This window comes from Pleomorphomonas sp. PLEO (genome assembly GCF_041320595.1).
Lineage (GTDB): Bacteria > Pseudomonadota > Alphaproteobacteria > Rhizobiales > Pleomorphomonadaceae > Pleomorphomonas.
This window is the reverse complement of sequence record NZ_CP166625.1, coordinates 1,996,016-2,022,411: the sequence shown is the minus strand read 5'-3', so window position 1 is coordinate 2,022,411 and position 26,396 is coordinate 1,996,016. Positions and strand designations below refer to the sequence as shown.

22 protein-coding genes and 2 pseudogenes are annotated in these 26,396 nt (G+C 62.4%); 17 read left to right on the top strand and 7 right to left on the bottom strand.

Features of this window, described 5'->3' with window-relative positions:
* Window positions 1-103 precede the first annotated feature (103 nt).
* The 3 genes from AB6N07_RS09255 to AB6N07_RS09245 all read right to left on the bottom strand — a co-directional run bounded on the left by AB6N07_RS09255 (window position 104) and on the right by AB6N07_RS09245 (window position 3,097).
* Window positions 104-1,438, bottom strand: a complete 1,335-nt coding sequence (locus AB6N07_RS09255) for a type II toxin-antitoxin system HipA family toxin (RefSeq protein ID WP_370677509.1) — start codon at window positions 1,436-1,438, stop codon at window positions 104-106.
* Between the two features lie 102 nt (window positions 1,439-1,540).
* Entirely contained in the window at window positions 1,541-1,789 is a 249-nt protein-coding gene (locus AB6N07_RS09250) for a helix-turn-helix domain-containing protein (RefSeq protein WP_370677508.1), read from the bottom strand.
* Between the two features lie 162 nt (window positions 1,790-1,951).
* On the bottom strand, window positions 1,952-3,097 hold the full coding sequence (locus AB6N07_RS09245) for an ROK family protein (protein WP_370677507.1): 1,146 nt from the start codon (window positions 3,095-3,097) through the stop codon (window positions 1,952-1,954).
* 392 nt (window positions 3,098-3,489) lie between these two features.
* Here AB6N07_RS09245 and tkt point away from each other — a divergent pair, with 392 nt between their 5' ends.
* The 3 genes from tkt to AB6N07_RS09230 all read left to right on the top strand — a co-directional run bounded on the left by tkt (window position 3,490) and on the right by AB6N07_RS09230 (window position 8,665).
* Complete coding sequence (tkt, locus tag AB6N07_RS09240; protein WP_370677506.1) at window positions 3,490-5,499, top strand: transketolase; 2,010 nt, start codon at window positions 3,490-3,492, stop codon at window positions 5,497-5,499.
* Window positions 5,500-5,654: 155 nt separating this feature from the next.
* The gene (locus AB6N07_RS09235) at window positions 5,655-5,879 is read left to right on the top strand and encodes a hypothetical protein (RefSeq protein ID WP_370677505.1); all 225 of its coding nucleotides are present in this window, start codon (window positions 5,655-5,657) and stop codon (window positions 5,877-5,879) included.
* A 470-nt stretch (window positions 5,880-6,349) separates the two neighbouring features.
* Complete coding sequence (locus AB6N07_RS09230; protein WP_370677504.1) at window positions 6,350-8,665, top strand: EAL domain-containing protein; 2,316 nt, start codon at window positions 6,350-6,352, stop codon at window positions 8,663-8,665.
* A 783-nt stretch (window positions 8,666-9,448) separates the two neighbouring features.
* Here AB6N07_RS09230 and AB6N07_RS09225 read toward each other — a convergent pair.
* On the bottom strand, window positions 9,449-9,586 hold the full coding sequence (locus AB6N07_RS09225) for a hypothetical protein (protein WP_370677503.1): 138 nt from the start codon (window positions 9,584-9,586) through the stop codon (window positions 9,449-9,451).
* 467 nt (window positions 9,587-10,053) lie between these two features.
* Between AB6N07_RS09225 and AB6N07_RS09220 the strand changes: the two genes are divergently transcribed.
* From AB6N07_RS09220 to AB6N07_RS09180, 9 genes are all read left to right on the top strand, one after another.
* Window positions 10,054-11,013, top strand: coding sequence for a MurR/RpiR family transcriptional regulator (locus AB6N07_RS09220; protein ID WP_370677502.1), 960 nt, complete (start codon window positions 10,054-10,056; stop codon window positions 11,011-11,013).
* Complete coding sequence (locus AB6N07_RS09215; RefSeq protein WP_370677501.1) at window positions 10,982-11,812, top strand: transketolase; 831 nt, start codon at window positions 10,982-10,984, stop codon at window positions 11,810-11,812. Before AB6N07_RS09220 ends, AB6N07_RS09215 begins: the two co-directional genes overlap by 32 nt.
* Window positions 11,812-12,783 (top strand): transketolase family protein, encoded by a 972-nt coding sequence (locus AB6N07_RS09210; RefSeq protein WP_370677500.1) that lies wholly within the window; start codon window positions 11,812-11,814, stop codon window positions 12,781-12,783. The genes AB6N07_RS09215 and AB6N07_RS09210 overlap by 1 nt, the downstream gene beginning before the upstream one ends.
* 176 nt (window positions 12,784-12,959) lie before the next feature.
* Window positions 12,960-14,243: an ABC transporter substrate-binding protein gene (locus AB6N07_RS09205; protein WP_370677499.1), complete on the top strand. Its 1,284-nt coding sequence runs from the start codon at window positions 12,960-12,962 to the stop codon at window positions 14,241-14,243.
* Between the two features lie 295 nt (window positions 14,244-14,538).
* Window positions 14,539-15,468: a carbohydrate ABC transporter permease gene (locus AB6N07_RS09200; RefSeq protein WP_370677498.1), complete on the top strand. Its 930-nt coding sequence runs from the start codon at window positions 14,539-14,541 to the stop codon at window positions 15,466-15,468.
* On the top strand, window positions 15,468-16,298 hold the full coding sequence (locus tag AB6N07_RS09195; RefSeq protein WP_370677497.1) for a carbohydrate ABC transporter permease: 831 nt from the start codon (window positions 15,468-15,470) through the stop codon (window positions 16,296-16,298). The genes AB6N07_RS09200 and AB6N07_RS09195 overlap by 1 nt, the downstream gene beginning before the upstream one ends.
* A gap of 7 nt (window positions 16,299-16,305) precedes the next feature.
* Entirely contained in the window at window positions 16,306-17,721 is a 1,416-nt protein-coding gene (locus tag AB6N07_RS09190; protein WP_370677496.1) for an FGGY-family carbohydrate kinase, read from the top strand.
* A 5-nt stretch (window positions 17,722-17,726) separates the two neighbouring features.
* On the top strand, window positions 17,727-18,794 hold the full coding sequence (locus AB6N07_RS09185; protein WP_370677495.1) for an ABC transporter ATP-binding protein: 1,068 nt from the start codon (window positions 17,727-17,729) through the stop codon (window positions 18,792-18,794).
* Between the two features lie 27 nt (window positions 18,795-18,821).
* Window positions 18,822-19,715, top strand: a complete 894-nt coding sequence (locus tag AB6N07_RS09180; RefSeq protein WP_370677494.1) for a sugar phosphate isomerase/epimerase family protein — start codon at window positions 18,822-18,824, stop codon at window positions 19,713-19,715.
* A 377-nt stretch (window positions 19,716-20,092) separates the two neighbouring features.
* Here AB6N07_RS09180 and AB6N07_RS09175 read toward each other — a convergent pair whose 3' ends face one another.
* Entirely contained in the window at window positions 20,093-20,668 is a 576-nt protein-coding gene (locus AB6N07_RS09175; RefSeq protein ID WP_370677493.1) for a WHG domain-containing protein, read from the bottom strand.
* A gap of 116 nt (window positions 20,669-20,784) precedes the next feature.
* Here AB6N07_RS09175 and AB6N07_RS09170 point away from each other — a divergent pair, with 116 nt between their 5' ends.
* The 3 genes from AB6N07_RS09170 (at window position 20,785) to AB6N07_RS09160 (ending at window position 23,241) form a co-directional block, all read left to right on the top strand.
* Complete coding sequence (locus AB6N07_RS09170) at window positions 20,785-21,159, top strand: DUF4267 domain-containing protein (protein WP_370677492.1); 375 nt, start codon at window positions 20,785-20,787, stop codon at window positions 21,157-21,159.
* 649 nt (window positions 21,160-21,808) lie between these two features.
* On the top strand, window positions 21,809-22,900 hold the full coding sequence (locus AB6N07_RS09165; protein WP_370674004.1) for an IS5 family transposase: 1,092 nt from the start codon (window positions 21,809-21,811) through the stop codon (window positions 22,898-22,900).
* The gene (locus tag AB6N07_RS09160; RefSeq protein ID WP_370674005.1) at window positions 22,897-23,241 is read left to right on the top strand and encodes a hypothetical protein; all 345 of its coding nucleotides are present in this window, start codon (window positions 22,897-22,899) and stop codon (window positions 23,239-23,241) included. Before AB6N07_RS09165 ends, AB6N07_RS09160 begins: the two co-directional genes overlap by 4 nt.
* Here the strand turns inward: AB6N07_RS09160 and adh are convergent.
* The gene (gene adh / locus AB6N07_RS09155) at window positions 23,238-24,755 is read right to left on the bottom strand and encodes an aldehyde dehydrogenase (RefSeq protein WP_370677491.1); all 1,518 of its coding nucleotides are present in this window, start codon (window positions 24,753-24,755) and stop codon (window positions 23,238-23,240) included. The genes AB6N07_RS09160 and adh overlap by 4 nt on opposite strands.
* 333 nt (window positions 24,756-25,088) lie before the next feature.
* On the opposite strand from adh, the pseudogene AB6N07_RS09150 reads away from it, so the two are divergent.
* A pseudogene (locus AB6N07_RS09150) lies at window positions 25,089-25,211 on the top strand (IS5/IS1182 family transposase); the annotation flags it as partial.
* Window positions 25,212-25,283: 72 nt separating this feature from the next.
* Window positions 25,284-25,454, top strand: a pseudogene (locus AB6N07_RS09145) (transposase); the annotation flags it as partial.
* Window positions 25,455-25,478: 24 nt separating this feature from the next.
* On the opposite strand, the gene AB6N07_RS09140 reads toward AB6N07_RS09145, so the two are convergent.
* Complete coding sequence (locus AB6N07_RS09140) at window positions 25,479-26,396, bottom strand: M12 family metallopeptidase (RefSeq protein WP_370677490.1); 918 nt, start codon at window positions 26,394-26,396, stop codon at window positions 25,479-25,481.

The following is a 26,396-nucleotide window of genomic DNA, read 5'->3' as shown; positions in this document are numbered from 1 at the left end:
TATCGTGTCCCTTGTCCCAGGACGGAGGACACTTCATCGCAAACCGGATGTCTAGAGCCACTCCAGCAAAAGTGGAAACCGGTTTTGCGTCCGGAATTGCGCCTCAAACAACCAGATTGAGCGGTTTTTCGGCCCACAGCGCGATGCTCCGTATCCTCGAGGCAACGCACGTCAGGACGCTGTCCGTAAGTTCAGCTGGCAGCGTGTGGGGCAGACTGCTCACCATTGATGTAGCAGCCTTCTCGCCATTGTTCAGAAGCTGTTCGAGCTCGCCAATGAGCTTGGTTTTGTCAAAGGCGCATCGATCCGCGGTTTGCAGAAAGTGGCGTGGCGTGATGTCGTTGATCTTGTAATGGTTGTTCTTTCCCACCGACATCGCCAGCTTGAACTTGTTGATGCCGACCTGATGCGCGTCGACACTCGGCTGCGCTGTGAGCACGTCATAGAGCGGTGTAAGTTTGAAGCGCGTTCCGGGCATCAGGAAGACGCTGAAATTCTTGGCATGGCCATCCGTTGCACCGATAAGCCAGAAGATGAGCTGCGCCTTCAAATAGGCAAGCTGGTCATCTTCCGGATTATCGGCGCCTTTAAGCAGTTGCATGATGGCCTGATTGTCGGGCCCGCCGTCGGATTGGTATTTGCGGTTGGGTGGCACTGACAGAGCCTGGCACATATCCTCTTGCGGACGGCGCAGCAGGCGGCCATCGCGAGCCCGGATGCGATCGAACCGCTCGACGGCAAGAGCTTTGTTACCAGCGAAGTCCACGATGTCGACATCGGCCACATCGAGTCCGAAAGCCTTGCAGAGCTTCATGCAGAGATATTCGTTCTCGACGCTGTTGCTCAGGTCAATACCGCTAGGGATCTGACCGATCCGTGGCTTTATGATGTGCGTGGTCGGTGTCGTGCCAACCGGGATTTGCCATTTGCCGTCGTGGTAGAGCAGCGCCGTTTTTTCCTGCGCTCCGGCAATCGAAATCCGGAAGCCCTCATTCTCATCCATTCCGAGCGGCGCCGATTTCAGGTCGGCGATCTTCTTGGCGATATCCTCATCGCTGATTGGGCGCCCTTCGATGGCACCGACTTTTCCAACGTCGGCATTGTCCGGCAAGAACTGCAGCGCACCGACGCAATCGGCGCCGATCTTGCTGAGCAGGCTGTAGGCATCCGTACCGCTCGCCTGCACCTTTGCGGCGACGCGATCACGAATGATCTTGTTGTCGGGCAGCAAGTTCTCGAAGACGGCGAGCACCGGCTCGCCGATATAGCGATCCTCGCGCAACGGAAGCGAGAGTGACACCGGGATGGCGTTGTCCCATTCGAGCCATTCCGTCGCATACCGAAAGTCTATGGCGCCGCTGGAAGCGCGAGTCAGCAGGCCGACATCTCTGCCGTTGAGCAACACTCTCAGAGGGGGATTTTTCCTCGTGCGCGCCATCTAGAGCCACTCCAGCAAAAGTGGGAACCGGCTTTGCGTCCGGAGTTGCGTAAAAACAATGGGATAGAGCATGTTGGCGAACCAGAGTTCGCCGGACATAATCTAGAAAAGGTCCTCAATGTCACGTGACGATGTCGAGCGATCCTGGATCACCAATTCGAGGTTCAGTGCGGCCAGAACATCGGTCAACGTTTTGAGCTGAGCGCCGCCCTCGCCGCCTTCCAGCTGCGAGATCGTTGCTTGCCGCAGCTTGGTTTTCTCACCGAGCTGAGCCTGTGTCAGGCCTTTTAGTTTGCGCCGACGCCTGATGGCTGCGCCTATATGGGGCGGTGTACGGACAATGTCGCTCATGCAAGCCTCTCCTCGCATGAATATACGCCTTCGCGTATATATCTTCAATATACGGCCGAGCGCATATTTAGAAAGAATACGCTACAGCGTATAAAATCGAATTATACGCTATAGCGCATAATCAGGACAAGGCACTGCGGATGCAAGATCGCCCCGCGCCATTCACCGCGCCACGTGGACCCTGTCGCGGGTGCGGTCTTCGCCGCCGATCAGTTGCTCTTCGAACACCAGATGCGCGGCACCCAGGATTCCCGCGCGATCGCCGCTGCGCGCCATGACGATTTCCAGGCTCTGCGTGGCCAGCGGCAGGCAGCGCTGATTGACCAGTTCGCGAATGCCGGCGAGCAGGTGTTCGCCGGCTTCCGCCAGGGTACCGCCGACCACGATCAGGTTCGGATTGAGGACGCTGACCACATTGGCCGCCACCTCGCCGAACCCTCTGCCGGCGGCGCGGATCAGCTGGATCGCTTCGGGAACGTTACGTTTGACGATGCTGATAACGTCCCGCGCGTTGCGGGCCTCGATCCCCAGGGCGCGCAGATCGCGGGCGATGGCCCAGCCGGCGGAATAGGCTTCCAGGCACCCCAGCTTGCCGCAACGGCACAGCGGCGGATTGGGAAGGTCGAGCTGAATGTGGCCGATGTCGGCCGCCGCCCCTCGCCCGCCGCGATAAACCTCGCCGCGCGTGATGAAGCCACCGCCGATGCCGGTGCCGGCCTTGAGGAAGAAGAAATAGTCCTCGTCCGGCCAGTAGGTCTTGTATTCCGCCAAGGCCATCAGGTTGACGTCGTTATCGGCAAACACCTTGATCTGATAGCGATCCCAGAACCAGCCGCGAATATCGAGATCGTCCCACCGGTGCATCACCGAGGGACCGAACACGCGCGCATTCGTGTAGTCGATGCGCGAGGGAAGGCTCATCCCGATGCCGATGACATCGCCGATCGGTCGGCCGATCCGTGGCAGCAGACGTTCGGCGCAGGCGGCGATCTGCTCGAGAATGGATAACGGGTCGCCCTCGAGATCGGTTGGAAACACCTCTTCGACCAAGACTTTCGGCGTCAGGTCGGTCAAGGCCACCCGCGTCTGGCTTTCGCCGACATCGACCGCGATGATCAGCGCGAAATCCTCGTTCAGGCTGAGCAGCTTGGAAGGCCGTCCTCCCGTTGGCAGCACCTTCTCGGTCTCGCGAACCAGATTGGCGCTGAACAGCATGCCGAGCCGCGGAGCGACGGTGGTGCGCGAACTGCCGGACAGCTTTTCCAGCTCCGAGCGCGAAACGGCGCCGTTTTTGGCGATCAGCGACAACAGATCCCGGCTTTCCACCGGCAGATGGGTACCACTTGTATCAGTGATAATGTCCCTCGCACTCACCACGGCGTTTCCCTTTTCCAAAATGCTCTAGGCGCCTCTCGTCCCGTCCAGGAAACCGCCGGACCGACCGCATGCACCGGCCGGTTGCGCACCATAGCCGATCGCCTCCATCCGGTAAACGAACGAGCCCGAGGCCATTCTGCAACGGCGTGAATTTCAACGGAAACCACCGCCATTCCGTCCACCTACGCTCAATATACGACGATAAGCGTATTTTTTAGGCCTTTCGGTTATTTATTTTGACTTTTTTCGTACATAACTATAGCGTGTTCAGGCAATTTTCGGTCATTATAAAATTGACCAAGGGAACGCGAGGAGAGTCCACGATGCTGTCACCATTTCCGTCATCCACCGCGCTGGCCGATGCGATTCGCATCCTGACCATCGATGCGGTGCAAGCCGCCGGTTGCGGCCATCCGGGCGCCCCCATGGGCATGGCGGAAATGGGCGTTGCGCTGTGGACCCGTCACCTCAGCCACAACCCGGCCGACCCGAAATGGGTCAACCGCGACCGCTTCGCCCTGTCCAACGGGCATGCGTCGATGCTGATCTATTCCATGCTGCATCTGACCGGTTATGACGTATCGCTGGACGACATCAAAAACTTCCGCAAGCTCGGCGGCCGCCTGCCCGGCCATCCGGAATACGGCCACACCCCCGGCGTCGAGACCACCACCGGCCCGATCGGCCAGGGTCTGGCCAACGCCGTCGGCTTCGCGCTGGCCGAAAAGCTGTTGGGCATCGAGTTCAACCAGCCCGGCTTCCCCATCGTCGACCACTACACCTACGCCTTCGTCGGCGACGGTTGCCTGATGGAAGGCATTTCGCACGAGGCCTGCTCGCTGGCCGGCACCTGGAAGCTCGGAAAGCTGATCGCCTTCTGGGACGACAACGGTATCTCCATCGACGGCCGTGTGGCCGACTGGTTCAGCGACAACACGCCCAAGCGCTTCGAAGCCTATGGCTGGCATGTGATTTCCGGCGTCGACGGCCATGACGTCGAGGCGCTGGACAAGGCGATTCAACAGGCCAAGGCCGAGACCGACAGGCCGACGCTGATCTGCTGCCGCACGATCATCGGCAAGGGCTCGCCCAACCGCCAGGACACCCCAGGCGTTCACGGCAACCCGCTGGGCGACGCCGAAATCGCCGCAACCCGCGCCGCGCTCGGCATCACCTCCGGTCCGTTCGAAATCGCCGCCGACGTCCGCGCGGCGTGGAACGCCCGGGATGTCGGCGCACAGCGGCAGCAAAAGTGGCAGGCGCTGTTCGAAGGCTACCGCGCCGCCTTCCCGGCCAAGGCCGCCGAGTTCGAGCGCCGCGTCAACGGCCGCCTGCCCAAGAACTTCGCTGCCGAAACCGCCAAGCTCCTGGCGACCATCGACGCCGAGGCCAAGAGCGTCGCCACCCGCCACGGCTCGCAGCGGGCGCTCAATGCCTTGGCACCGCTGATGCCGGAGTTCCTGTCCGGTTCGGCCGACCTGCACGCCTGTACCATGACGGAGTGGGACGGCTGCAAGCATCTGCGCGCCGATGCGCTCGAGGAAGGCGGCAACGTCCTCGACTACGGCATCCGCGAGTTCGGCATGACGGCGATCGTCAACGGGCTGGCGCTGCACGGCGGCTTCCTGCCCATCGCCGCCACCTTCCTGGTGTTCTCCGAATATGCCCGCAACGCCATCCGCATGGCGGCGCTGATGAAGATCAACTCGATCTTCGTGCTCACCCATGATTCCATCGGCATGGGCGAGGACGGCCCGACCCATCAGGCGGTCGAGCAGACGGCAACCCTGCGTCTGGTGCCCAACCTCGACGTCTGGCGGCCCTGCGACTCCGTCGAGACCTTCGTCGCCTGGCAGGCGGCGATCGAGCATCGCGACAGCCCGACCGCCCTGGTGCTGACGCGCCAGCGCGTGCCGCATCAGAGCCGCGACGCCGCCCGGATCGAGGCCATCAAGCGCGGCGGCTACGTGCTGAGCGACTGCGCCGGCACGCCCCAGGCGGTGATCATCGCCACCGGGTCCGAGGTGAGCCTCGCCATGGGCGCGCAGGCCAAGCTCGCCGCCGAGGGCGTTGCCGTCCGCGTCGTCTCGCTGCCCTCGCACTTCATCTTCGAACGCCAGGATGCCGCCTACCGCGACGACGTGCTGCCGCGCGGCATCCCGCGCGTCGCCGTCGAAGCGGGCGTCACCGACTACTGGCGCAAGTATGTCGGCCTTGAGGGTGCCGTCATCGGCCTCGACCGGTTCGGCGAATGCGGCCCGGCGCAAGAGGTCTACGAGTTCTTCGGCATCACCACCGACAAGGTCGTCGAAGCGGTGAAGGGTCTCGTGTGAGGATCCCCTGAAAATAGTCGCCGACCGGGCCGAAATGTCCGGTCGGCGAGCGGTCTCGATCACGTTTGCTTGCCCTCTGGGAACCTTCGCCTTCGGCTATTGGTTGGGCAGTCACAGGTAGGCCTAAAGGCCTCCAACGTGAAAGGTGATCGGGCATGTCGGACCTTCCGAGAACTCCCGTGGAAACGCTCCACAACATCGCAACGCTCAGCGAGCAGATGGCCCAGCAGGCCCGGCACGGCGGCCTGCCCTTCATCGCCTACCTGCTCACCATGGCCAGCCAGGAAGCGCATGCCGAGCTGAAGAAGCAGGGCTTCCCCATCCTCCCAGACCGGGCCGCTAGCGGGTCGGATTTGGCGTTTGAATCCCAGCAGACATAAGGTCGAGATCAGCAGCCGGTTCGCAAGAGCTTGGCAATTGCCGGGGCAAGGTGAGCTTGTTCGCCCGCCATCTCGACCGAGATGTATTACCCCCCACTAAATATCTACAAGACTTTGCGCCTTGGCGTGGACGCCCCCGCCGAGCAGGCTGGTCGCTTTTTTAAAAAAATACTGTCACTAATGCGGATGTTCACGGAAAATATCCGCTGAGAAGATGTACATTGTGCAGTTCGTGTTTTATACCTTTGGGTAACCAACGGAGCGAGAAGCCGTTTTCAGCGACAAGCCTTAGTGGCTCGAAGTAAAGTGATAATGTTTTTGCGTTATCACGAGCAATTAGAGCCGACATATATTGCGGAAGTTGCATAAGAACCATGTGGTAGATCCTTTCGGATGAAAGCGTTTTCACCGGAAAAACCCATGAAAGTGAAGTAAATATACGTATATATAAATCCGGGACAAATCATAAATTGCTCAGCAAAAGCCCGATAAAACAAGGATTTATATATAAGGCAGCTTCACCCACTGAAGTTGCTATTTTAATCGTCGATGTATTTTTGATTTTACTTATTGCAACATCGATGTTTGCCGTGACCGCCAAATTGAAAGCCACGGCGATCGAAAGACAACTCAAGATACAAACGACGATTGCCGATGTGACGTCCGATGAAATCAACCGTTCGTTCCAGGCCATGGAACTCGTCCTGATCGGCGTGTCGGATTATATAAAATCCCAAGCCATTGAAGACAAAACCGCTCTGTCCGACGCGATGTCGACGGAGCCGGCAAACGATCTGCTCAGGGCGCGCATTTCCGGCCTCACCTTTCTCGATGCCCTGACCGTGATCGATGAAACCGGGCGCGTTCTGGCCACGACGCGCGTCTGGCCGACACCCGATTTCAATTTCGGCGACCGGCAATATTTCAAGATCATGAAGAGCATGCTCGGGGCGCCAACCTATTTGAGCCCGCCCCTCATCGGCCGGATCGCCGGCCGCCCCAATCTGGTGCTGGCCCATCGCTTGACCACCGCGTCGGGCAAATTTCTCGGCGTGATCAACGCCGCGTCGGAACAGGCGTATTTTACCACGGAGCTGTCAAACATCGATCTGGGCGCCGGCAGCGTCATCGCCTTCATCCTCAACAATGGGACGCTGATGGCCCAGTCGCCGTCCCCACCCTCCGGCCAGCCCCCCGAAACAAGGACTCCGCCTGTCTACGATACGGCAGCCCTGTTTGGCCTGCCAACCGCCGGTGGGCTGATCGCCGCTGGCGTTCTTGACGATCAGCAGCGCTACACGGCCGTCCGCCGCCTCGCCAATTTTCCGGCCGCCATCGTCGTCAGCGTCGCCGCCAAAACCGTCAACGATGAAATCCGCCGAACACTTCTTCCCCTGGTGATCGCTTGCCTGGTGGTGTGCGCGGCGATCGTGATCATCACGGTGTTCTGGAGCCGCCAGCTGCGACGAGATCGCCGGCAGTCCATTGTTCAGTACCATCAAGCGCGAACCGATATGATGACCGGCCTCCCCAACAGGCTGTGCTTCGTCGAGTGGATCGAGAGTCTCAACAAGAACAACCCGGTAAAGCCTTTCGTCCTCTATTTTGTCGATCTCGATTACTTCAAGACCATCAACGATACGCTGGGGCACGACGTCGGCGACAAGTTGCTGATGGCCGTCGCCGACAGGCTGGACGAATGCCTGGGCCCTCTGGACAGGGTCGCGCGCCTTGGCGGCGACGAGTTCGCGGTCATTCGCATGGGCGTTTCCGACGAAGGCGATGCTCTACGCTTCGCCGACATCATCGTTTCCGCCGTCAACAGACAATTCGTGATCGAGGGCCACCAGCTCAACATCACCAGTTCCATCGGCATTTCACTCTGTCCGCGCGACGGGCGCGACCTCGTCTCCTTGCTGAAGAACGCCGACCTTGCCCTGTTCAAGGCCAAGACGGACGGTCGTGGCTTGGCGCGCGCCTTCTCGAAAGATCTGGCCAATGTCGCGGACACCCGCCGCAAGTTGCAGATCGATCTCGAAGAAGCCTGGGAGCTTGGCCAGTTCTACCTGGTGTATCAGCCGATCTTCGAAGCAACCGGCCGACGTCTTTCCGGGTTTGAAGCCTTGCTGCGCTGGAAGCATCCCGAACGCGGCGAGGTGCGGCCGGATGTGTTCATTCCCGTTGCCGAGGAAACGGGCCTGATCGTTCGCCTGGGAGCCTGGGTGCTGGAACAGGCATGCAAGGACGCGATGCGCTGGCCCGCGACGCTGTTCGTTTCGATCAACCTTTCGCCGATCCAGTTTCGCGACAGCGTGGTTGAGGCGCAGGTCTATGGCGCCCTTGAGCGCACGGGATTATCCGGGGACCGGCTGGAGCTGGAAATCACCGAGTCGACGCTGATTCATAAGGTCAATGAAGTGCAGTCGGTCCTGCACAAATTCAGAGACTCCCACATCGCCATCGCGCTCGATGACTTCGGCACCGGCTACTCCTCCTTGAGCTATTTGGTCAACTTCCAGATCGACCGCATAAAGATCGACCGTTACTTTGTGGAAGGCGTGGCCGGCAAGCCGTCCAGTCAGGCGATTATCCAGGCCATCCTGGCATTGGCCTCGACCCTCGGTCTTCAATGCACCGCCGAAGGCATAGAGACCGAAGAGCAGGCCGAAATCCTGATCAACGGCGGCTGCAGCCACCTTCAAGGCTACCTGCTCGCCCGCCCCCTGTCGGCCGACCAAGCCCGCCAGATGGCAGAGGAGGCTGGCGAACGGGTGAAGGCCGGCTGAGCCGCGAGCAACCGCCTAACGCGTCTCGCAGATCTTGCCATTCTCGACCGCCAGGACGCGAGGGGGCGAGTCGTCTTGCGAGCGTATGAACATCGCCCACGCCGGCTGATCGTCCGACGTCATGAAGGACGTCACATAGCGTCCGCCGGACAGCGCAACCGACAGCTCCGGCAGATCGTCATTCTCGCGTGAGAAGAGGACCTCAGGCCGAAAGGGGCTCCGAGAGCACTATCGGCCGATCGCCTCATCCTGCCCCAGTCCCTCCGCCGGCACTGAGGAAGGCATTTTTATATTGAAGAAACAGAGGGGATAGCGCGCCGCCCCTCGCCTTGCTCCCGCCCCCATCAAGCTGTCCTCCTCTGCGAAGGCAGAGGATCTCAGGACGAGAAGATGCTGGGGGATGTATCGGGCTCCCAGTGTGCTTTCCGCCCTATATCGACCGATCGTTTCATCCTGCCTGAGGTCCTCTGCCTTCGCAGAGGAGGACAACCTTATATAGAGGAAACAGAGGGATAGCGCGCCGCCCCTCGCCTTGCTCCCGCCCCCTTCAAGCTGTCCTCCTCTGCGAAGGCAGAGGATCTCAGGACGAGAAGATGCTGGGGGATGTATCGGGCTCCCAGTGTGCTTTCCGCCCTATATCGACCGCTTGTTTCATTCTGCCTGAGGTCCTCTGCCTTCGCAGAGGAGGACAACTTTATATAGAGGAAACAGATGGATAGCGCGCCGCCCCTCGCCTTGCTCCCGCCCCCATCAAGCTGTCTTCCTCTGCGCAGGCAGAGGACCTCAGGCAGAATGAAACGATCGGCCGATATAGCGCTCCACTTCCCCTAACACCGGCAACGGCGGCAGCTTGAAGGTGGCCATCAGGTCGTCGATCGGATCACGCTGGGCGCTACCTTCAGCCACGTCAACGACGATCATTCGAAGGCGCGCGCTCGGCGCTCCCCTCTTTTCGTTTGTGGACATTTTCGCCGCCATGAGACGAAGCGTCTCAAAAAACCAGCGCCTGCTCTATGCGCCGCGCCGCTCGGCATGTACGCATTATGGTTGTCATCGGCGCGCGGCCCCGGTGCCCCGACGTTTTCCGGACACCGCTGGCCGCCGCTCCCCGCCATCGCCATCCGGCCGGACCGCCATCTGAACCACCCCATTGAAATAACGATCGGATTGGCCGTGGCCCTCCTTCCTTCCTGTGCACATGCGACCCAGTCTCAAAGCGGCAAGACGAGCGACCGGCCAGAACCGTCCCCACACGCCCTGCGTGAAAGCGACAAAACGTCTCAAAAACTGTTGCTAACCGAAAAAAGTGAGGTATTATGAAGCATAAGAAAACAACGAAAGTCGACACGACGAAAACGTCGGAGGCTTCGCAAGGGGAGGAGGGCGTCATGACCGACGCCACACCAGGGCCGGAGGAATCCGTGTCTCTGATGACTCGTCTGTCGCAGGCGGATCTCAGTTCCGCCGAAAAGCGACTGATCGAGACCCTCTTCTCCTTGGCCGACTACGAACTTGCCACGCTGACCTCAGCGGCGCTGGCGGAACGGGCCGGCGCCTCGAGAGCGACAGTGGACCGGCTAGCCCGCAGATTTGGATATGCGGGTCAAAAGGAAATGAGACACGCTCTCCTCAGGGAGAGCCGCGCCATGCGGGCCGGCGTCGACGAGATCGTGACGCCGTCCCCACAGATCGCGCTCGGGGATGGACCGTTGGAGATCGCCTACAAGGTGTTCAACAACGCGTCCGTCAGAGCGCTGAAGTTTGCCGAATTGCTGGCCCAGACCGACGTGCTGCCGCGCCTCGTCGCAGCGATGCATGGCGCCCGTTCGATCCAGCTGTTCGGTGCCGGCGCCTCGGCGGTGGTGGCCCTCGACATGCACCAGCGGCTGATCCGCCTGGGGTTGAGGATCAACATGGCCCAGGACGCCCACACCCAGATCGCCCAGGCGGCGCTGATGGGGGAAGGCGATCTGGCGGTGGCCATCTCGTTTTCCGGCATGACCCGCACCACGGTGGAAGCGGCGGCGACCGCCCGTTCGCGCGGCGCCAGTGTGGCGGCCATTTTGGCCAAGGCGCAGTCTCCACTCGGCGATATCGCCGACCTCAAGGTTCTGACGCCCCCCGGCGTCGGGTTGTTCGGCACGGACGCGTCGATGACGCGCATCCTTCAGATGATGCTGAACGAAGTGCTCTTCCACTGCTTGGCAGTGAAGGACGTCAGCCTGCTCGAAAACGTCAGACGGATCGACGCAGTGCTCAACAGCGAGAAAATCGGAGCCGGAGATTTCCGTCGCCGGCATTTAGGGAGCGAGAACCGTGACCGACCAGAAGGACATCGAGAAACTTGAGGCGTCGGCCCGACGAATAAGGGCGCATATCCTGACGCAGATCAACGCGGCCGGTTCCGGCCATCCCGGCGGCAGCATGTCATGCGTCGAGATCCTGACCGCCCTGTTTGCCCACCGCGCCGCCGCCGGCGCCACCTGGTTCGGCCGCAACGCCCGTGACCATGTAATCCTGTCCAAGGGCCACGCCGCGCCGGCCCTTTACGCCACCTTCGCCGAAGTGGGCATGATCCCCGAAGCCGAGCTCCTGACGCTGCGTCAGCTTGGCAGCCGCCTGCAAGGCCACCCCGACCGCACCCGTCTGCCGGAAGTGGAAATGTCCACCGGCTCGCTTGGCCAGGGTCTCTCGGTCAGCCTCGGTATCGCTCTGGCCCTCAAGCTGCGCAACGAACCGTTCTATTCCTACGCCGTCCTCGGCGATGGCGAGATCAACTCCGGCCAGATCTGGGAGGCCATCGCCTATGCCGGAACCAACAAGGTCGACCGCCTCGTCGCCATTCTCGACGCCAACGGCATCCAGAACGACGGCCGCATCGAAGAGGTGCTGGAGCTGCGCCCCTACGCACCGAAACTGGAAGCCTTCGGCTGGGCGGTGCGCGAGTTCGATGGCCAGAACATGGCCGAGGTGGTCGACGCCGTCGACTGGGCCTCGTCGGATGCGCCCGGCAACAAGCCGCGCTTCCTGATTGCCCACACCACCAAGGGCGCGGGCGTTTCCTTCATGTCCGATCGGGCCGACTGGCATAGCCACACGATCAGCGACGAACAATTGAAGGCCGGTCTCAAGGAGGTCATGGGCTGATGGCTGCTACCCCAACCAACGCTCCCGAAGGTTTTGTGTCGCTGCGCGACGTCTTCGGCGATGCCATCATGGCGCTCGGCGCCCGCGATCAGCGCATCCTGATGCTGGATGCCGACCTCGCCAGTTCCACCCGGACGATGAAGTTCAAGAAGACCTATCCGGATCGTCACTACAACTTCGGCATCGCCGAGCAGAACATGGTCGGCGCCGCCGCCGGCTTTGCCATCTCCGGCTACATCCCCTTCGTCAACACCTTCGCGTCCTTCCTGACGCGGCGGGCCTGCGACCAGATCGCCGTCTCGGTCGCCTATCCCAAGCTGAACGTCAAATTCTTCGGCTTCCACGGCGGCATCAACCTCGGCGAAGATGGCGCCACGCAGCAGGCGGTGGAAGATCTCGCCATCATGCAGGGCATTCCCGGCATCCGCTGCTACGCCCCGATCGACGGCAACGACCTGGCCCGCGTCATGAACGAGGTGGCCGATGTCGACGGTCCCACCTATGTCCGCCTGTCGCGTTTCCCCTCGCCGCTGGTGACGCCCCCCGTCGCCTCGGAAACCGAGCGCGCCGCCGCCTACCGGGTGCTCACCGAGGGCAAGGATCTCCTGGTGTTCACCACCTCGACGCTGGCCGCCAAGGTGATCGAGGCCGCCCAAGCCCTCAAAGCCGAGGGCATCGGCATCCGCGTTCTCGGCATCACCCGGCTGAAGCCGCTCGGTGACGAGATCGCCACCGAGGTGCGGACATTCGCCGGCAAGTCGATCGCCGTGGTCGAGGAGCATTCCATCCACGGCGGCCTTGCCGATGGCCTGTCCGCGCTACTCGACGGCGCCGGCATCAGCCACCGCATCGAACGGATCGGCGTGCCCGACCGCTTCGGCGAGTCCGGCCCTCCCGACGCCCTGCTCGAAGCCTTTGGCCTTGCCGGCGCGCCGCTCAGAGCAAGGCTGAAGGCAACGGCCAAGGGGTAAGGCGAACAGTTGAAGGGGTGAGGGAGAAGCACCTCCGACTGCCGTTCGACCCTGCGTTGGCATGAAGACGGCGGCCGGCCCGGAGCCGGCCGCTGAAAGAAAGGTTTTCCTATCGCCTGAATGAAGAGATCGGCGCGCGGCCGGAAAATCCGCGCATCCTTGGGAGGAACAAGACCATGAAAAAAGTGCTGCTATTGGGCGCGACGCTTCTGAGCGCCAGTATCCTGTCGAGTGCCGCCTTCGCGGCCGGCAAGGAAGTGACGGTCTGGTCCTGGTTCATCCAGAGCACCATGCAGAAGTCGATCGACGCCTTCGAGAAGGCGCACCCCGACGTCAAGGTGACCTACACCTATTACAACTACTCGCCGGAATACATTACCGCGCTGAAGGCCGCCGCCGCCTCCGACAGCCTGCCGGATGTCATCGGCCTGCAGCCGGGCTCGCTCACCCAGCAGTATCGCGACCATCTGTCGCCGGTCAACGATCTGGCCGCCAAGGAATGGGGCGCCGACTGGTCCGAAAAGGTGTTCCCGGTCAACCGCAAGCAGATGCTGATGGGCAACCCGGCGGGCGACGCCAACTATTACATGATCCCCCAGGAATCCCAGGTTCTCTGCGTCTGGTACAATCGCAAGACCTTCGAAAAGCTCGGCATCGCCGTGCCCAAGACCTATGACGAGTTGAAGGCCGCCGCCAAGAAGCTCAGCGACGAGGGCTATCTGCCGCTGTTCCAGGGCGCCGCCGACGGCTGGCAGAACGAGAACGTCTACCTGATGCTCGCCAACCAGTTCGCGCCCGGCCTCACCGACAAGGCCCAGGCCGGCGAAGCGCCGTGGACCTCGCCCGAACTCGTCTCGGCCATGAAGGCGTGGAAGGGCCTGTTCGACGACGGCATCTTCCAGAAAGGCGCGCTCGGCGCCCACGCCTATCCCACCGGCGCCCAACTGTTCGCCCAGGGCAAGGTCGGCATGATGGCGCTCGGCTCCTGGTGGATGCAGGAGAGCAAGTTCCCGCCGCCGCTGTCGCAATATGTCACGAACATGGACGCCTTCGACTTCTTCTACCTGCCGGCCGTGCCCGGCGCCAAGACGGCCAGCCCGCCGGTCGGCGGCGTCGACATCGGCTATGGCCTGACCAAGAACGGTGCCAAGAACCCGGAAGCGTGGACCTTCCTCGCCTCGCTCACCAACGGCGAGGGCTTGCAGCAGGCCTTGAACGACCTCAACGACCTGCCGGCCTTCGCCGGGCATGAGCCGCAAGGCGACGTGTCCGATCACGTCAAGGATCTCTACAAGCGCTTCATGGAAGATCTGCCGAAGGCCGAAAACCAGCGCTTCGCCATTCCGGCGATCAGCGAGGCCCTCGACAACGCCCTGGCGGCCGTGGCGGCCGGCAGTACCGAGCCCGAAGCGGCGCTGGCCACGGTGCAGGCGGCGACTGACAAGGCGCTCGGTAAGTAACTAGTGGTTCGACTCCGACATTTGCATCCGCTTGATATCGGCCTCGGAGCAAATGTCGGAGTCATAAGAACCACTAGCAAGTTATTGTTTCTAGTGGAGCTTTTGAATTTGACATTTGACCGCGAGCTTTATGTCAGGCGGGACTCAAATGTCAAATTCGCTCCACTAGCCTCCTCCCCGTTCCGGGGCGCTTTCCGAAGGCAGGGCTTTCAAGGCCCGGCCGAGGCAGGCGCCCCGGAAATGGTGAGAGGCGCCCGATGGGCGTTCGCCGGAAATAGTTGCGTTGGGAGAAGTCATGTCCGCCACATCAGAGCAGGCATCGAAGCGCCATCGCCGCTTCGCGGGGCCGGGAACTTATGTATTCCTGCTGCCGGCCGTCGCGCTGTTCGTCGTCTTCATCGCCTATCCCATCGTCTGGGTGATGGGTGAGAGCATCTTCAGTCAGGGCAATGACCGGATCAGCCGCTTCGTCGGCGTCGACACCTACCTGTCCGTGCTGGCCGATCCGGTGTTCTGGGTCGTCGTCCGCAACATGGTGCTCTGGGGTCTGATCACCATCCCCGTGCAGATGATCATCGGCGGCACCATCGCCTATTTCATCGAGCGGCACACCGACGCCTGGCGCGGCTTCTTCCGCACCATGTTCTTCCTGCCGGTCGTCACCTCCGTGTCGGTGATCAGCCTGGTCTGGGTGCAGATCTACGCGCCCTATTACGGCATCGCCCAACATTACCTCAGCTATGTCGGCGTCGAGATGGCCTCCTCGCCGATCGGCGATCCGTCGACGGCCATCTTCGCGCTGATCATCGTCAACATCTGGCAGTGGACCGGCTTTTCCATGCTGATGTATGTCGCCGGCATCGCCAACCTGCCGACCGAGGTGCTCGACGCGGCGCGCGTCGACGGGGCGCACGGCTTCAGGCTCGCCCATGGCGTCATCATCCCCATGCTGGCGCCGGTCACCAAGTCGCTGCTGCTGCTCGGCGTCATCGGCACGCTGCAGACTTTCCCGATCGTCCAGCTGATGACCGGCGGCGGCCCCAACCACGCCTCGGAAGTGTTCGGCACCTATGTGTTCCGCACCTCCTTCGTGCTGGGCGACACCGGACGCGGCGCCGCCATCTCGGTCATCGTGCTCTTGCTGGCGCTGGTCCTGTCGATCATCCAGATCGTCTATCTCGGCGCCAATCTCTCCCCCTCGGCCAACAAGGAGGAGAGAGCCTGATGCGCCGCCACCGCCCCGCCGTCAGCCGCATCGTCATCCATGTCGTCCTGCTCCTGGTGCTCGCCCTGTGGATGGTCCCCGAACTCTACATGCTGTCGATCGGCCTCAGGACGCCCGACCAAGCCTTCGACGCCACACTGTTCGCCTGGCCGCTGACCTTCGACAACTTCATCACCGTCATCCGCGACAACACCCTGACGACCTTCTTCCTCAACAGCCTGATCGTCACGCTGTCGACGGTGGCGCTGGTGGTTGCCATTTCCTCGCTGTTCGCCTTCGCCTGCGCGGTGTTGCGATTGCGCGGCTCGCTGACGCTCTACGCCACGCTGCTCACCACGCTGATGGTGCCGCTGGCCTCCCTGGTGCTGCCGCTCGCCATCCTGCTCAAGACCTTCGGCTGGGTGAACACCTATGCCGGGCTGATCTTCCCCTACGCCGCCCTCGGCGTGCCCTTCGCGGTGGTGGTGCTCAAAGCCTTCATGGAGGACTCGCCCAAGGAACTGTTCGAGGCGGCGCGGGTTGACGGCTGCAACGCCTGGCAGACCTACTGGCACGTCGCCTTGCCGCTGGTCCGGCCGGCGCTGGTGTTCGTCGGCATCTGGCAGTTCATTTCCACCTGGAACGAATTCTTCCTGGCGCTGATCATCCTCACGCGCGACGAAGTGAAGACGCTGACCATCGTGCCCATGCAATATTCCGGTCTCTACATGGCCAACCCCGGCGCCCTGTTCGCCATCCTCACCCTGATCGCCCTGCCGCTGATCCTGCTCTACGTCTTGGTGCAGCGCGCCTTCGTTCGCGGCCTGTTGGCCGGCGCCGTGAAAGGATGACCCGCCAATGACCCAAGCGATCAAGCTGATCGGCATCGACATCGGAACATCCTCGGTCAAGGCGGTGCGCGTCCGGGCCGACGATGGCGTCGCCGTCGAGGCGGCGGTCTCCAAGCCCTACGCCGCCGACGGCGCGCCGACCCGCGACCCTACCCTGTGGACGCGGCTCGCCGAGGAGGCACTCGACGAACTGACGCGCGGCGAAACCATCGCGGCCATCGGCTTCACCGGCCAGATGCATGCCATGGTCGCCGTCGCCGACGACGGTGCGCTGGCCGCCCCGGTGAAGCTCTGGCTCGACATGGACGGCGCGCCCGATCTCGACGCCTTCGTCGCCGCCTACCCCGGCAGCTTCGCCACTGATACCGGCAACATCCCCCTGCCCGACTTCACGCTGGCCAAGTGGCTGTGGGCGAGCCGGCTCGATCCGCGCCTCGCAAAACGCGTCGGCGGTCTTTACTGCGCCAAGGATTACGTCCGCGCCGCGCTCGACCCGTCCGCCCCCTTCGTGGTCGATCGCAACGAAGCCACGGGCATGCAGGTGTTCGACCCCTTCGCCGACCGCTGGCACGAGGGCATCCTCGAAAGGGCCGGCCTGCCCATGGCCGCCTTGCCGAAACTGGTGTCCGCCACCCAGGCGGCCGGCGCCTGGCGCGGCATTCCCATGGTGGTCGGCGTCGGCGATCAGGCCGCCGCCGCCCGGGCGATCGGCGCGCTGGTGCCCGGCGTCGCCTCCCTGTCGCTCGGCACCTCCGGCGTGCTGTCCATTCCGCTGATGAAATCCGCCCTGCCGGCCAGCTGGGATGGCGCCTTCCACCTGTTCCCCACCGGCTTTGACGACAATTACCAGGTGATCGGCACGGTGCCCGCCTTCGGCGCCACGCTGCGCTGGCTGCAAACCCTGTTCGGCCGCTCGATGGCCGAACTCGACGCCGCCGCCGCTGACCGGCCGATCGGCGAAGGACGGGCGCTGTTCGTGCCCTATCTGGCCGGCGCCGGTGCGCCGCACCCCGATCACGCCCTCGCCGCCGCCCTCTCCGGCCTCACCGTCGACACCGATCTCCCGGCGATCGTCCGCGCCGTCTACGACGGCATGGCGCAGGAACTCGCCGCCATCACCGAGGAAGCGGCAGCGATCGGCGCTCCCACCGACGCCATCCTGCTGTCGGGCGGCGCCACCCACCTGCCCGGCCTCGTCGCCACGCTCGCCGCCTTCCTGCCCTCGGAATGCCGGCTGGTCGACGCGGCGGAAGCCAGCGCCGTTGGCGCGGCGCTCGCCGGCCTCGATCACCTGCGACCGGCCAACCGCCTCAGCCTCACCACCACCGCCGTTCCGCGCGGCCAATCGCACGCCCTCCGCGACGACTGGCGCCGCGCCCGGCAAGCCGCGCTCGCCGGCCGCCATGTTCACCAGAAGGGCTGATCACCATGTCCAAGCTTGAGCTTCAGTCCGTCTCCAAGGCGTTCGGCGCCCTCGAAATCATCCCGCCGCTCGACCTTGCCATCGAGCATGGCGAGTTCTGCGCCCTGGTCGGTCCCTCGGGATGCGGCAAATCCACCCTGCTCCGGATCATCGCCGGTCTCGAACCGGCCACCACCGGCAAGGTGCTGGTCGATGGCGAGGACGTCACCGGCGCCGAGCCGCCCGAGCGCGGCGTCGCCATGGTGTTCCAGTCCTACGCCCTCTATCCGCACATGAACGTCTCCGCCAACATCGGCTTCGGGCTGAAGATCGCCCGCAAGACGGCGGGCGAGATCCGGAGCAAGGTTGGCGCCGCCGCCGAGAAGCTGCGGCTCGACGCGCTGCTCACCCGCATGCCGCGCGAACTGTCCGGTGGCCAGCGCCAGCGCGTCGCCATCGGCCGGGCCATCACCCGCGATCCCCGCATCTTCCTGCTCGACGAACCGCTCAGCAATCTCGACGCGGCGCTTCGCGGCGGCATGCGCGTCGAGATCGCCCGCCTGCGCCAGAACCTCGACGCCACCATGGTCTACGTCACCCACGATCAGGTGGAAGCAATGACGCTGGCCGACCGCATCGTGGTGATGAACAAGGGCCGCATCGAGCAGATCGGCGCGCCGATGGATCTCTACCACCACCCCGCCAACCGCTTCGTCGCCGGCTTCATCGGCTCGCCGCCCATGAACTTCTTTGCGGCGGACATCGCCGGCTACACCCAGAAGGATTGGCTGCTGCGCCTGCCCGACGGCACGGAGATCGTCGCCGACCAGGGCGCCGCGCCGCTGTCGGCCAACCGCGTCACCCTCGGCATCCGGCCCGAGCATATCGAGTTCGGCGACGGCATGGCCGAGGGCAACCGTGTCAGCGGCACCGTGCAGGTGGTCGAGCGCCTCGGCTGCGACACGCTGCTGCACATCGACCTCTCCGGCAGCCCGATGGTGATGCGCCAGCCGCGCGACCTGCCCAACATCCATGCCGGCGAACGCGTCACCTGCCGCTTCCCCACTGAGGCCTGCCACGTATTCACCGACTGACGACGCGGCGTGTGAGGAGACCAGACCATGAGCCGTCGCCAGACCTGCCGCATCGGCATGCATGCCAACCTCTGGACACCCAATTGGACGACAGAGGCCGCCGAGCGCATCCTGCCGGAGGCGGCCGAGCATGGGCTGGAGGTGATCGAAATCTCGCTCGCCGATCCCGACAGCATCGATGCCCGGCACTCCCGCGCGCTGTTCGACAAATACGGGCTGGAGCCCACCGCCTCGATCTGCCTGCCCGACGGTTTTGCCCCGGCGATCAACCCGGACGCCGCCACCGGGCTGCTGCTCAAGGCGCTCGAGACGGCGCATCAGCTCGGCAGCAAGCTGCTGACTGGCGTGTTCTACACCGCCATCAACACCCATTCGGGCGCCTGCCCGACGGCGGAAGAATATGACAGCGCCATCGCCGCGCTGCGGCCGGTCGTCGAACGGGCGCGCGCCCTTGGCATGACGCTGGGGCTGGAACCCTGCAATCGCTATGAGAACCACCTGATCAACACCGCCGCCCAGGGGGTGGAGTTCCTGGAAAAGCTGAGCGGCAGCCATCCCGAGGAAGACGACTTTGCCGATTGCGGCCTGTTCCTGCACCTCGACACCTTCCACATGAACATCGAGGAACGCGGCGTCGGCGCCGGCTTCCGCAAGGCAGGGCCGTGGTGCAGCTATGTGCATCTGTCAGAAAGCGACCGGGGACTGCCCGGCTCGGGCAACGTCGACTGGACCGACGCGTTCCGCGCCATGGCCGAAACCGGCTTTTCCGGCTATCTCGTCGGCGAGATCTTCGCCCCGGAAACCCCCGCCTACGCCGCCGAACTCAGCACCTTCCACGACGCCGTGCCAAGCCGCTTCGACGTGCTGACCAAAGGCGTGCCCTACCTCAAGGCCCTCGCCCGCCAGCACGGCCTTCTGTGACCCTCCGGCAGGCTGGAACCAGTGGCGAACCACCCGCCCAACTTGATTGAAGGCTCCACAATAGCGGCCATCGAACCGGCCATTCATGCGGAAAAAATCTCACGGCAAAATCTGTAAATATATGATAATCATGGGTTTTTATTGATGTCTGTGGCGACCAAGTAAGTGGCCACCGAGGGGTAAGTCGCAGCGACGCCCAAGCGATCCTTTGAGACGTCAATGCCAATATAGAAGAGCGTCCATCCTATCCTTGCGCAGGCGGGCTTGGCTGTGTGCGGCCCAAGCGACTGTTCGGGTTCGATGGAACGGCGGACGAGGCGCCTTGCTCACTCACGGGCTTGGTTTCCCTGAGGGGGCCGGTCTCACGTCCGCCTCCGCTATGCTCCCACCGCTACAATCGCCCGCACCACCAGCGCCACGCGTTCGCCGCGCGCGCCGGGCCTGATGCGGCCGGAGCGTTCGAGTTCGGCGAGCCCATGCAGAGCCGCCCAGAAAGCCTCCGTCACCACCTCCACCTCGGCGCGGAAGGGTGCAACCACCGCCGAAAGGGCATCGAACCCTGCCCGCAATTCCTCTCTGGTGTCCGCTTCGGCGAAGCGCAAATCGGTGGGCAGCACGAACATGGCCTCGTAGAGCGCCGGATGACCGAGCGCAAAATCGAGATAGGCCATGGCGACGGCTTCCACCGCCTGGGTCTGTCCGGTCGAAGCGCCGGCCGCCGCCCGCAGCATGGTGGCGATGTCTTGAAACCCCTCCACCGCCACCGCCGCGACGATCGCCGTTCTGTTCTCGAAATGCGAATAGAGCACCGGCTGGCTATACTCGATTTCCTCGGCGAGGCGGCGGATGGTCACCGCGTCCCAACCCTCCCGCTCGGCAATGGCGCGCGCCGCCGCGACGATGCGCTGCTCACGCTCGGCCCGCTCCCGGCCCTTCCGCTCGGCGATACCCAATCCTCATCTCCCGCTTTTCGAAGGCCGCATCATAGCGCCGTTTGACGTTCTAGCAATGCTAGATTATATAACTAGCGTTGCTAGACGAACTTACATCGCTAGATTGGAGAGTTATGATGCATTGGATGCCCCTCGCAATAGCGGCGCTCCTGGCCCTCGCGATCATCGCGATCGGCTTGCTCTATCTGCTGGCCCCGCTCACCGCGGCGCGCGGCTTCGGCCTGCCGTTTCCCGAGGGCGGCCCCACCATCCCCTGGTGGCTGCGCCTCAAGGGCGTGCGCGACATCACCTCCGGCTTGGTCGTGCTGGCAATGATGATGTGGAGCACGCCCCGCGAGGTCGGCATCGTCCTGCTGGTGGAAACCTTCATTGCCCTCGGCGACATGTCGGTCATTCTCGCCGCCAAAGGCTCGACCAAGGCCGCCCTGGGCATGCACGGTGTCACGGCGGCGGTGATGGTGGCGACCGCCACGCTGTTGATCCTTGGATGAAGCCGAGAGGGCGCCCCATATTTCCCTCGGCGCCTTCTCGTCCTGAGGTCCCCGCCTTCGCGGGGATGACAACTTGATAGAAGCACGCCGCTATCTGATTGTTTCATCTATATAATTCACCTGTCATCCCGGCGAAGGCCGCTTGAATTCACGTGTGAATTCAAGGTGGACCTCAGGAAGGTAGAGCGAGCGACGGATATAGCGCTCCCTCATCCCACCAACAGCATGGAGCGCCGACCCGGCCCAGCCAGATCGGCGCTCCAATGTTTGATAGCTAGCATCCAGAGCCTGAGCCGAAATTCGCTGGGGTGCGGCAGATGGCGACGGCTTCGAGAACCGGAGCGCAGCGGACTTCCTGTCCGTGAACACCGGAAGCGCAGATGACTAAGCCATATGCCCGCCCCAGTAGAATTTCGGGCTGGCTCCAGAGCCTGGATCGAAATTCGCTGGAGCGCGGCAGATGGCGACGGCTTCGAGAACCGGAGCGGAGCGGACTTCCTGTCCGTGAGCACCGGAAGCGCAGCACTCTAAGCTAGCTGCCCGCCCCAGTAGAATTTCGACCAGGCTCTAGCAGGCTGTTGAAAAAGGCCTCGCCTCGTCAATACTGGCATGATTCACTCTGTCCGAACGGTGATTTGGAGGGTGGTGGATGCGGGGTGGAGACGAGCGGAGCGGCGAGCTTTTCAGCTATGTCGATCTTGAGGCGCGGGTTCGGCGGGATCATCCGCTGCGGGTGATCCGGGAGATCGTGAACGCGGCCCTGACGAGCCTGGCAGCAGATTTTGCAGCGCTTTACTCGCCGATCGGGCGGCCCTCTATCCCGCCGGAGAAGCTGTTGCGGGCGATGCTGTTGCAGGCCTTCTATTCGATCCGCTCGGAGCGGCTTTTGATGGAGCGGCTGGAATACGACCTTTTGTTCCGCTGGTTCGTCGGGATCGGCGTGGACGATGCGGCCTGGGATCATTCGGCGTTCTCCAAGAACCGCGACCGGTTGCTGGCAGGGGCCGTCGCGGCGAAGTTCCTCAGGGCGGTTCTGGCGCAGCCCAAGGTGAACAAGCTTCTGTCCACCGATCACTTCTCGGTCGACGGGACGCTGATCGAGGCGTGGGCCTCGATGAAGAGCGTTAGGCCCAGAGACGGATCGGACACGCCGCCTTCGGGTGGTGGTGGCCGCAATGCCGAAGCCGATTTTCATGGGCACAAGCGGACCAATGATACCCATGTCTCCACCACCGATCCGGAGGCGCGGCTCTACAAGAAGGGCAAAGGCAAGGAGGCGAAGCTGTGCTTCATGGGGCACGGCTTGATGGAGAACCGCCACGGTCTTCTGGTCGATGCCAGCCTGACCCAAGCCGATGGCCATGCCGAACGGGTGGCGGGCCTTTGCATGGTCGAACTGCGTGCCGACCGGCCGGAGGCGATCACGCTGGGTGCCGATAAGGCCTACGATAGCGAGGACTTCGTCAACGAGTTGCGGTCGATGAACGTGACGCCGCACGTGGCCCGGAATACCAGCGGGCGAAGCTCGGCCATCGACGGGCGCACGACACGGCATGAGGGTTATGGTGTCAGCCTGCGCATTCGCAAGCGCATCGAGGAAGCCTTTGGCTGGATCAAGACGATCGGCGGGCAGCGCAAGACCAGGTTCCGGGGCATCGACCGCGTCGGATGGGCCTTCACCTTCTGTGCCGCCGCCTACAATCTGGTGCGGTTGCCCAAACTCCTGGCGGTACCCACATGAGCGTGCCAACGGACTGCCAGTTGATCGGCCGCTGGCGCATCATCGAAGCCGACATCTGGGATCGCGATTATCTCGATCTGTGTGGCCCGGCCACAATCACCATCGGGGCCAACAGCCGTGGCGAAATCGCCTTCGGCGCCATGCAGGCCAACCTCGAACTCGGCTGCAGCCGCTCGATGGTCGTCTTCACATGGGCCGGATCAGACGAAATGGACGAGGTCACCGGCGACGGTGACGCCGAATTGCTCGACGATGGCTCCATCGAGGTCACCTTCGCCTATCACAACGGCGACCAAGCCACCCTCAAAGCCATTCGGGTGACTTCTTCAACAGCCTGCTAGAAGAAGCCGAGCTTCTTGGGGCTGTAGCTCACCAGCAAGTTCTTGGTCTGCTGGTAGTGGTCGAGCATCATCGAGTGGGTTTCGCGGCCAATGCCCGACTGCTTGTAGCCGCCGAAGGCCGCGTGCGCCGGGTAGGCGTGGTAGCAGTTGGTCCAGACGCGACCGGCCTGGATGTTGCGCCCGAAGCTGTAGAGACGGTTGGCATCGCGGCTCCATACGCCGGCCCCCAGGCCATAGAGCGTATCGTTGGCGATGCTGAGGGCCTCGTCCTCGCTCTTGAAGGTGGTGACGGAGACCACCGGGCCGAAGATCTCTTCCTGGAACACGCGCATCTTGTTGTTGCCGTGGAAGACGGTCGGGTTGACGTAGAAGCCGCCTTCGAGATCGCCGCCGAGGTAGGCGCGCGTGCCGCCCGTCAGCACTTCAGCGCCCTCCTCGCGGCCGATATCGAAGTAGCCGAGGATCTTGTTCAGCTGCTCCTCGGAGGCCTGGGCGCCGATCATGGTCGCCGGGTCGAGCGGGCTGCCCTGCTTGATGGCATGAACGCGGGTGAGCGCGCGCTCGATGAACTGGTCGTAGATGCTTTCCTGGATCAGGGCGCGGCTCGGACAGGTGCAGACCTCGCCCTGGTTGAGGGCAAACATCACGAAGCCCTCGATGGCCTTGTCGAAGAAGTCGTCATCCTCGGCCAGCACGTCGGCAAAGAAGATGTTGGGCGATTTGCCGCCGAGCTCCAGCGTCACCGGGATGAGGTTCTGGCCGGCATACTGCATGATCAGCCGGCCGGTCGAGGTCTCGCCGGTGAAGGCGATCTTGGCGACGCGCTTGGAGGAGGCCAAGGGCTTGCCCGCCTCAAGGCCGAAGCCGTTGACGACGTTGAGCACGCCGGGCGGCAACAGGTCGCCGATCAGCTCCATCAGCACGAGGATCGAGGCCGGCGTCTGCTCGGCCGGTTTCAGCACCACGCAGTTGCCGGCGGCCAACGCGGGAGCCAGCTTCCATACGGCCATCAGGATCGGGAAGTTCCAGGGGATGATCTGGCCGACCACGCCGAGCGGCTCGTGGAAGTGATAGGCGATGGTGTCGTGGTCGATCTCCGACAGCGTGCCTTCCTGGGCGCGCAGACAGCCGGCGAAATAGCGGAAATGGTCGATGGCCAGCGGCAGGTCGGCGGCCGTGGTCTCGCGTATCGGCTTGCCGTTGTCCCAGGTCTCGGCCAGCGCCAGGCGCCCGAGGTTTTCCTCCATGCGATCGGCGATGCGGTTCAGGATGTAGGCGCGCTGGGCGACGTTGGTCTTGCCCCAGGCCTCGCGCGCCGCGTGCGCCGCATCCAGCGCCAGCTCGATGTCGGCGGCTTCGGAGCGCGCGACTTCGCAGATCTTCTGGCCGGTGATCGGCGACAGGTTGTCGAAGGTGCGTCCGCTCAGCGCGTCCTTGAACTCGCCGCCGATGTAGTTGCCATACTTGGCCCGGAACGGCAGGTCTGTCGCCTTGACGGTGCTCTGATAGGTCATGTTTCCCTCCCACATATGTCGCGCGTTGATCGCGCTGTCGGGAGAATTGCGTAGGAAACACCCGAAAACCAGCCGGCCAGACCTTGTGGAAGGTCGCCAGTGTCTCAGTTCTGCGACAGTCGAATGAAAGTATCTGACAGCCGGAGGCTCAACGCCGAGCCTGACCCGAAATTCGCTGGGGTGCGGCAGATGGCGACGCGTTCGAGAACCAGAGCGGAGCGAACTTAAGGTTCGTGAGCACCGGAAGCGTAGGGCGCTAGGCGGTAAACTCATAAATCCGCTTGGTATTTCACTTTTGTCGTAATTCAAACTTTTCGAACGAAGGAGCCTTGGGTGGCGCGTGGCCGCGAGGAACTCACCAACCACGAATGGTCCAGCATCTCACTGCTGCTGCCGAACAAGCCACGGGGCGTTTCCCGGGTCGGCCACCGCCGTGTGCTGAATGAGGTGGCCTGGGAAAACTGAATAGGCCGGATAGGTGGTTTTTGGCTTTAGAAAACGGCAAGCTTCCAATGGATAGGAGCCAAGATGACGCGACGTCCTCGCCGCAATCACAGCCCTGCGTTCAAGACAAAAGTCGCGCTGGCCGCGATCAAGGGCGGCAAGACGATGGTCGAGCTGGCGCAGGAGTTTGACATGCACGCCAACCAGATCAAGCAGTGGAAAGACTGGTTTCTGGAAAGCTCCGCCAGCAACTTTCCCACCCGCAGCTGGAAAGAAAGTTTACGGCAGGTTATAGCTTGCTTTCACTGTCTTAATGTCACCGGCGCTTAGATGATCGCGCTGCCCAAAGGTTGCTCCCATTTTGGATTCGATTGTTGGAAGACCATTGCAAGAAAATGCTGTTTTCTCATAATGCATAATGGAGTCAAAATCGTAGAGACCCGATTCTGTTTGCTGGGTAACGTGCTGTTGAAATGCATAGGCATATTTCGGCCAGATATTTTCAAAATTCACCTTCACAAATTTGGAGCGATCTGCGCGATTCTGCTCATGGGCAAGACCAATGACATGGCCAATTTCATGAAGAATCTGCCCTAGTCCACACCCACCAACCAAATCTACATATTGTCCCCCACCCTTCATCCCAAGCGCCTCGGAATAGCAGGCGTTCGGATCTGTGCCCCTTCGAAAAACAACATAATTGGGAAAGGTGATTGCGTTGGAATTATCCCGTTTTACAAATTTCAAACCAGTCTTGTCTTGCCAAATCTTCATCGCTTTGCGAACTGTATCGGCGTTAGGAGTGTCGGCATTGATCACGTAAGGAATCACTCCCGAACTCCAACGCCCGCCCTTATTGTTGAGAACGCGATTGACGACGAGCCCGAGCGTCAGCTTGGCTTGTTCCGATTTGTCACCCAGGCTTATGGGACCATCCTTCCCAAGTGCGTTAAGCTCTTCCACACTGCCAAGAACGATATCGCCCTCGAATATGGCACGTCCTCCACTATCAGTATAAAAGATGGTTTGAAGATCGCCCCCCTCCTCCACAAGCACATAATCAGCATTGCCTGCGGCCTGTTCAACGCCGAGAGTTGCGGCAACAACGTCCGGTGCCGGACTTTCGGGGCAGGCAGCGATTGCAGGCGAACTGAAGCTCGCAAATAGGCACATAGCTGTGGCTATCTTGTTTTTCAT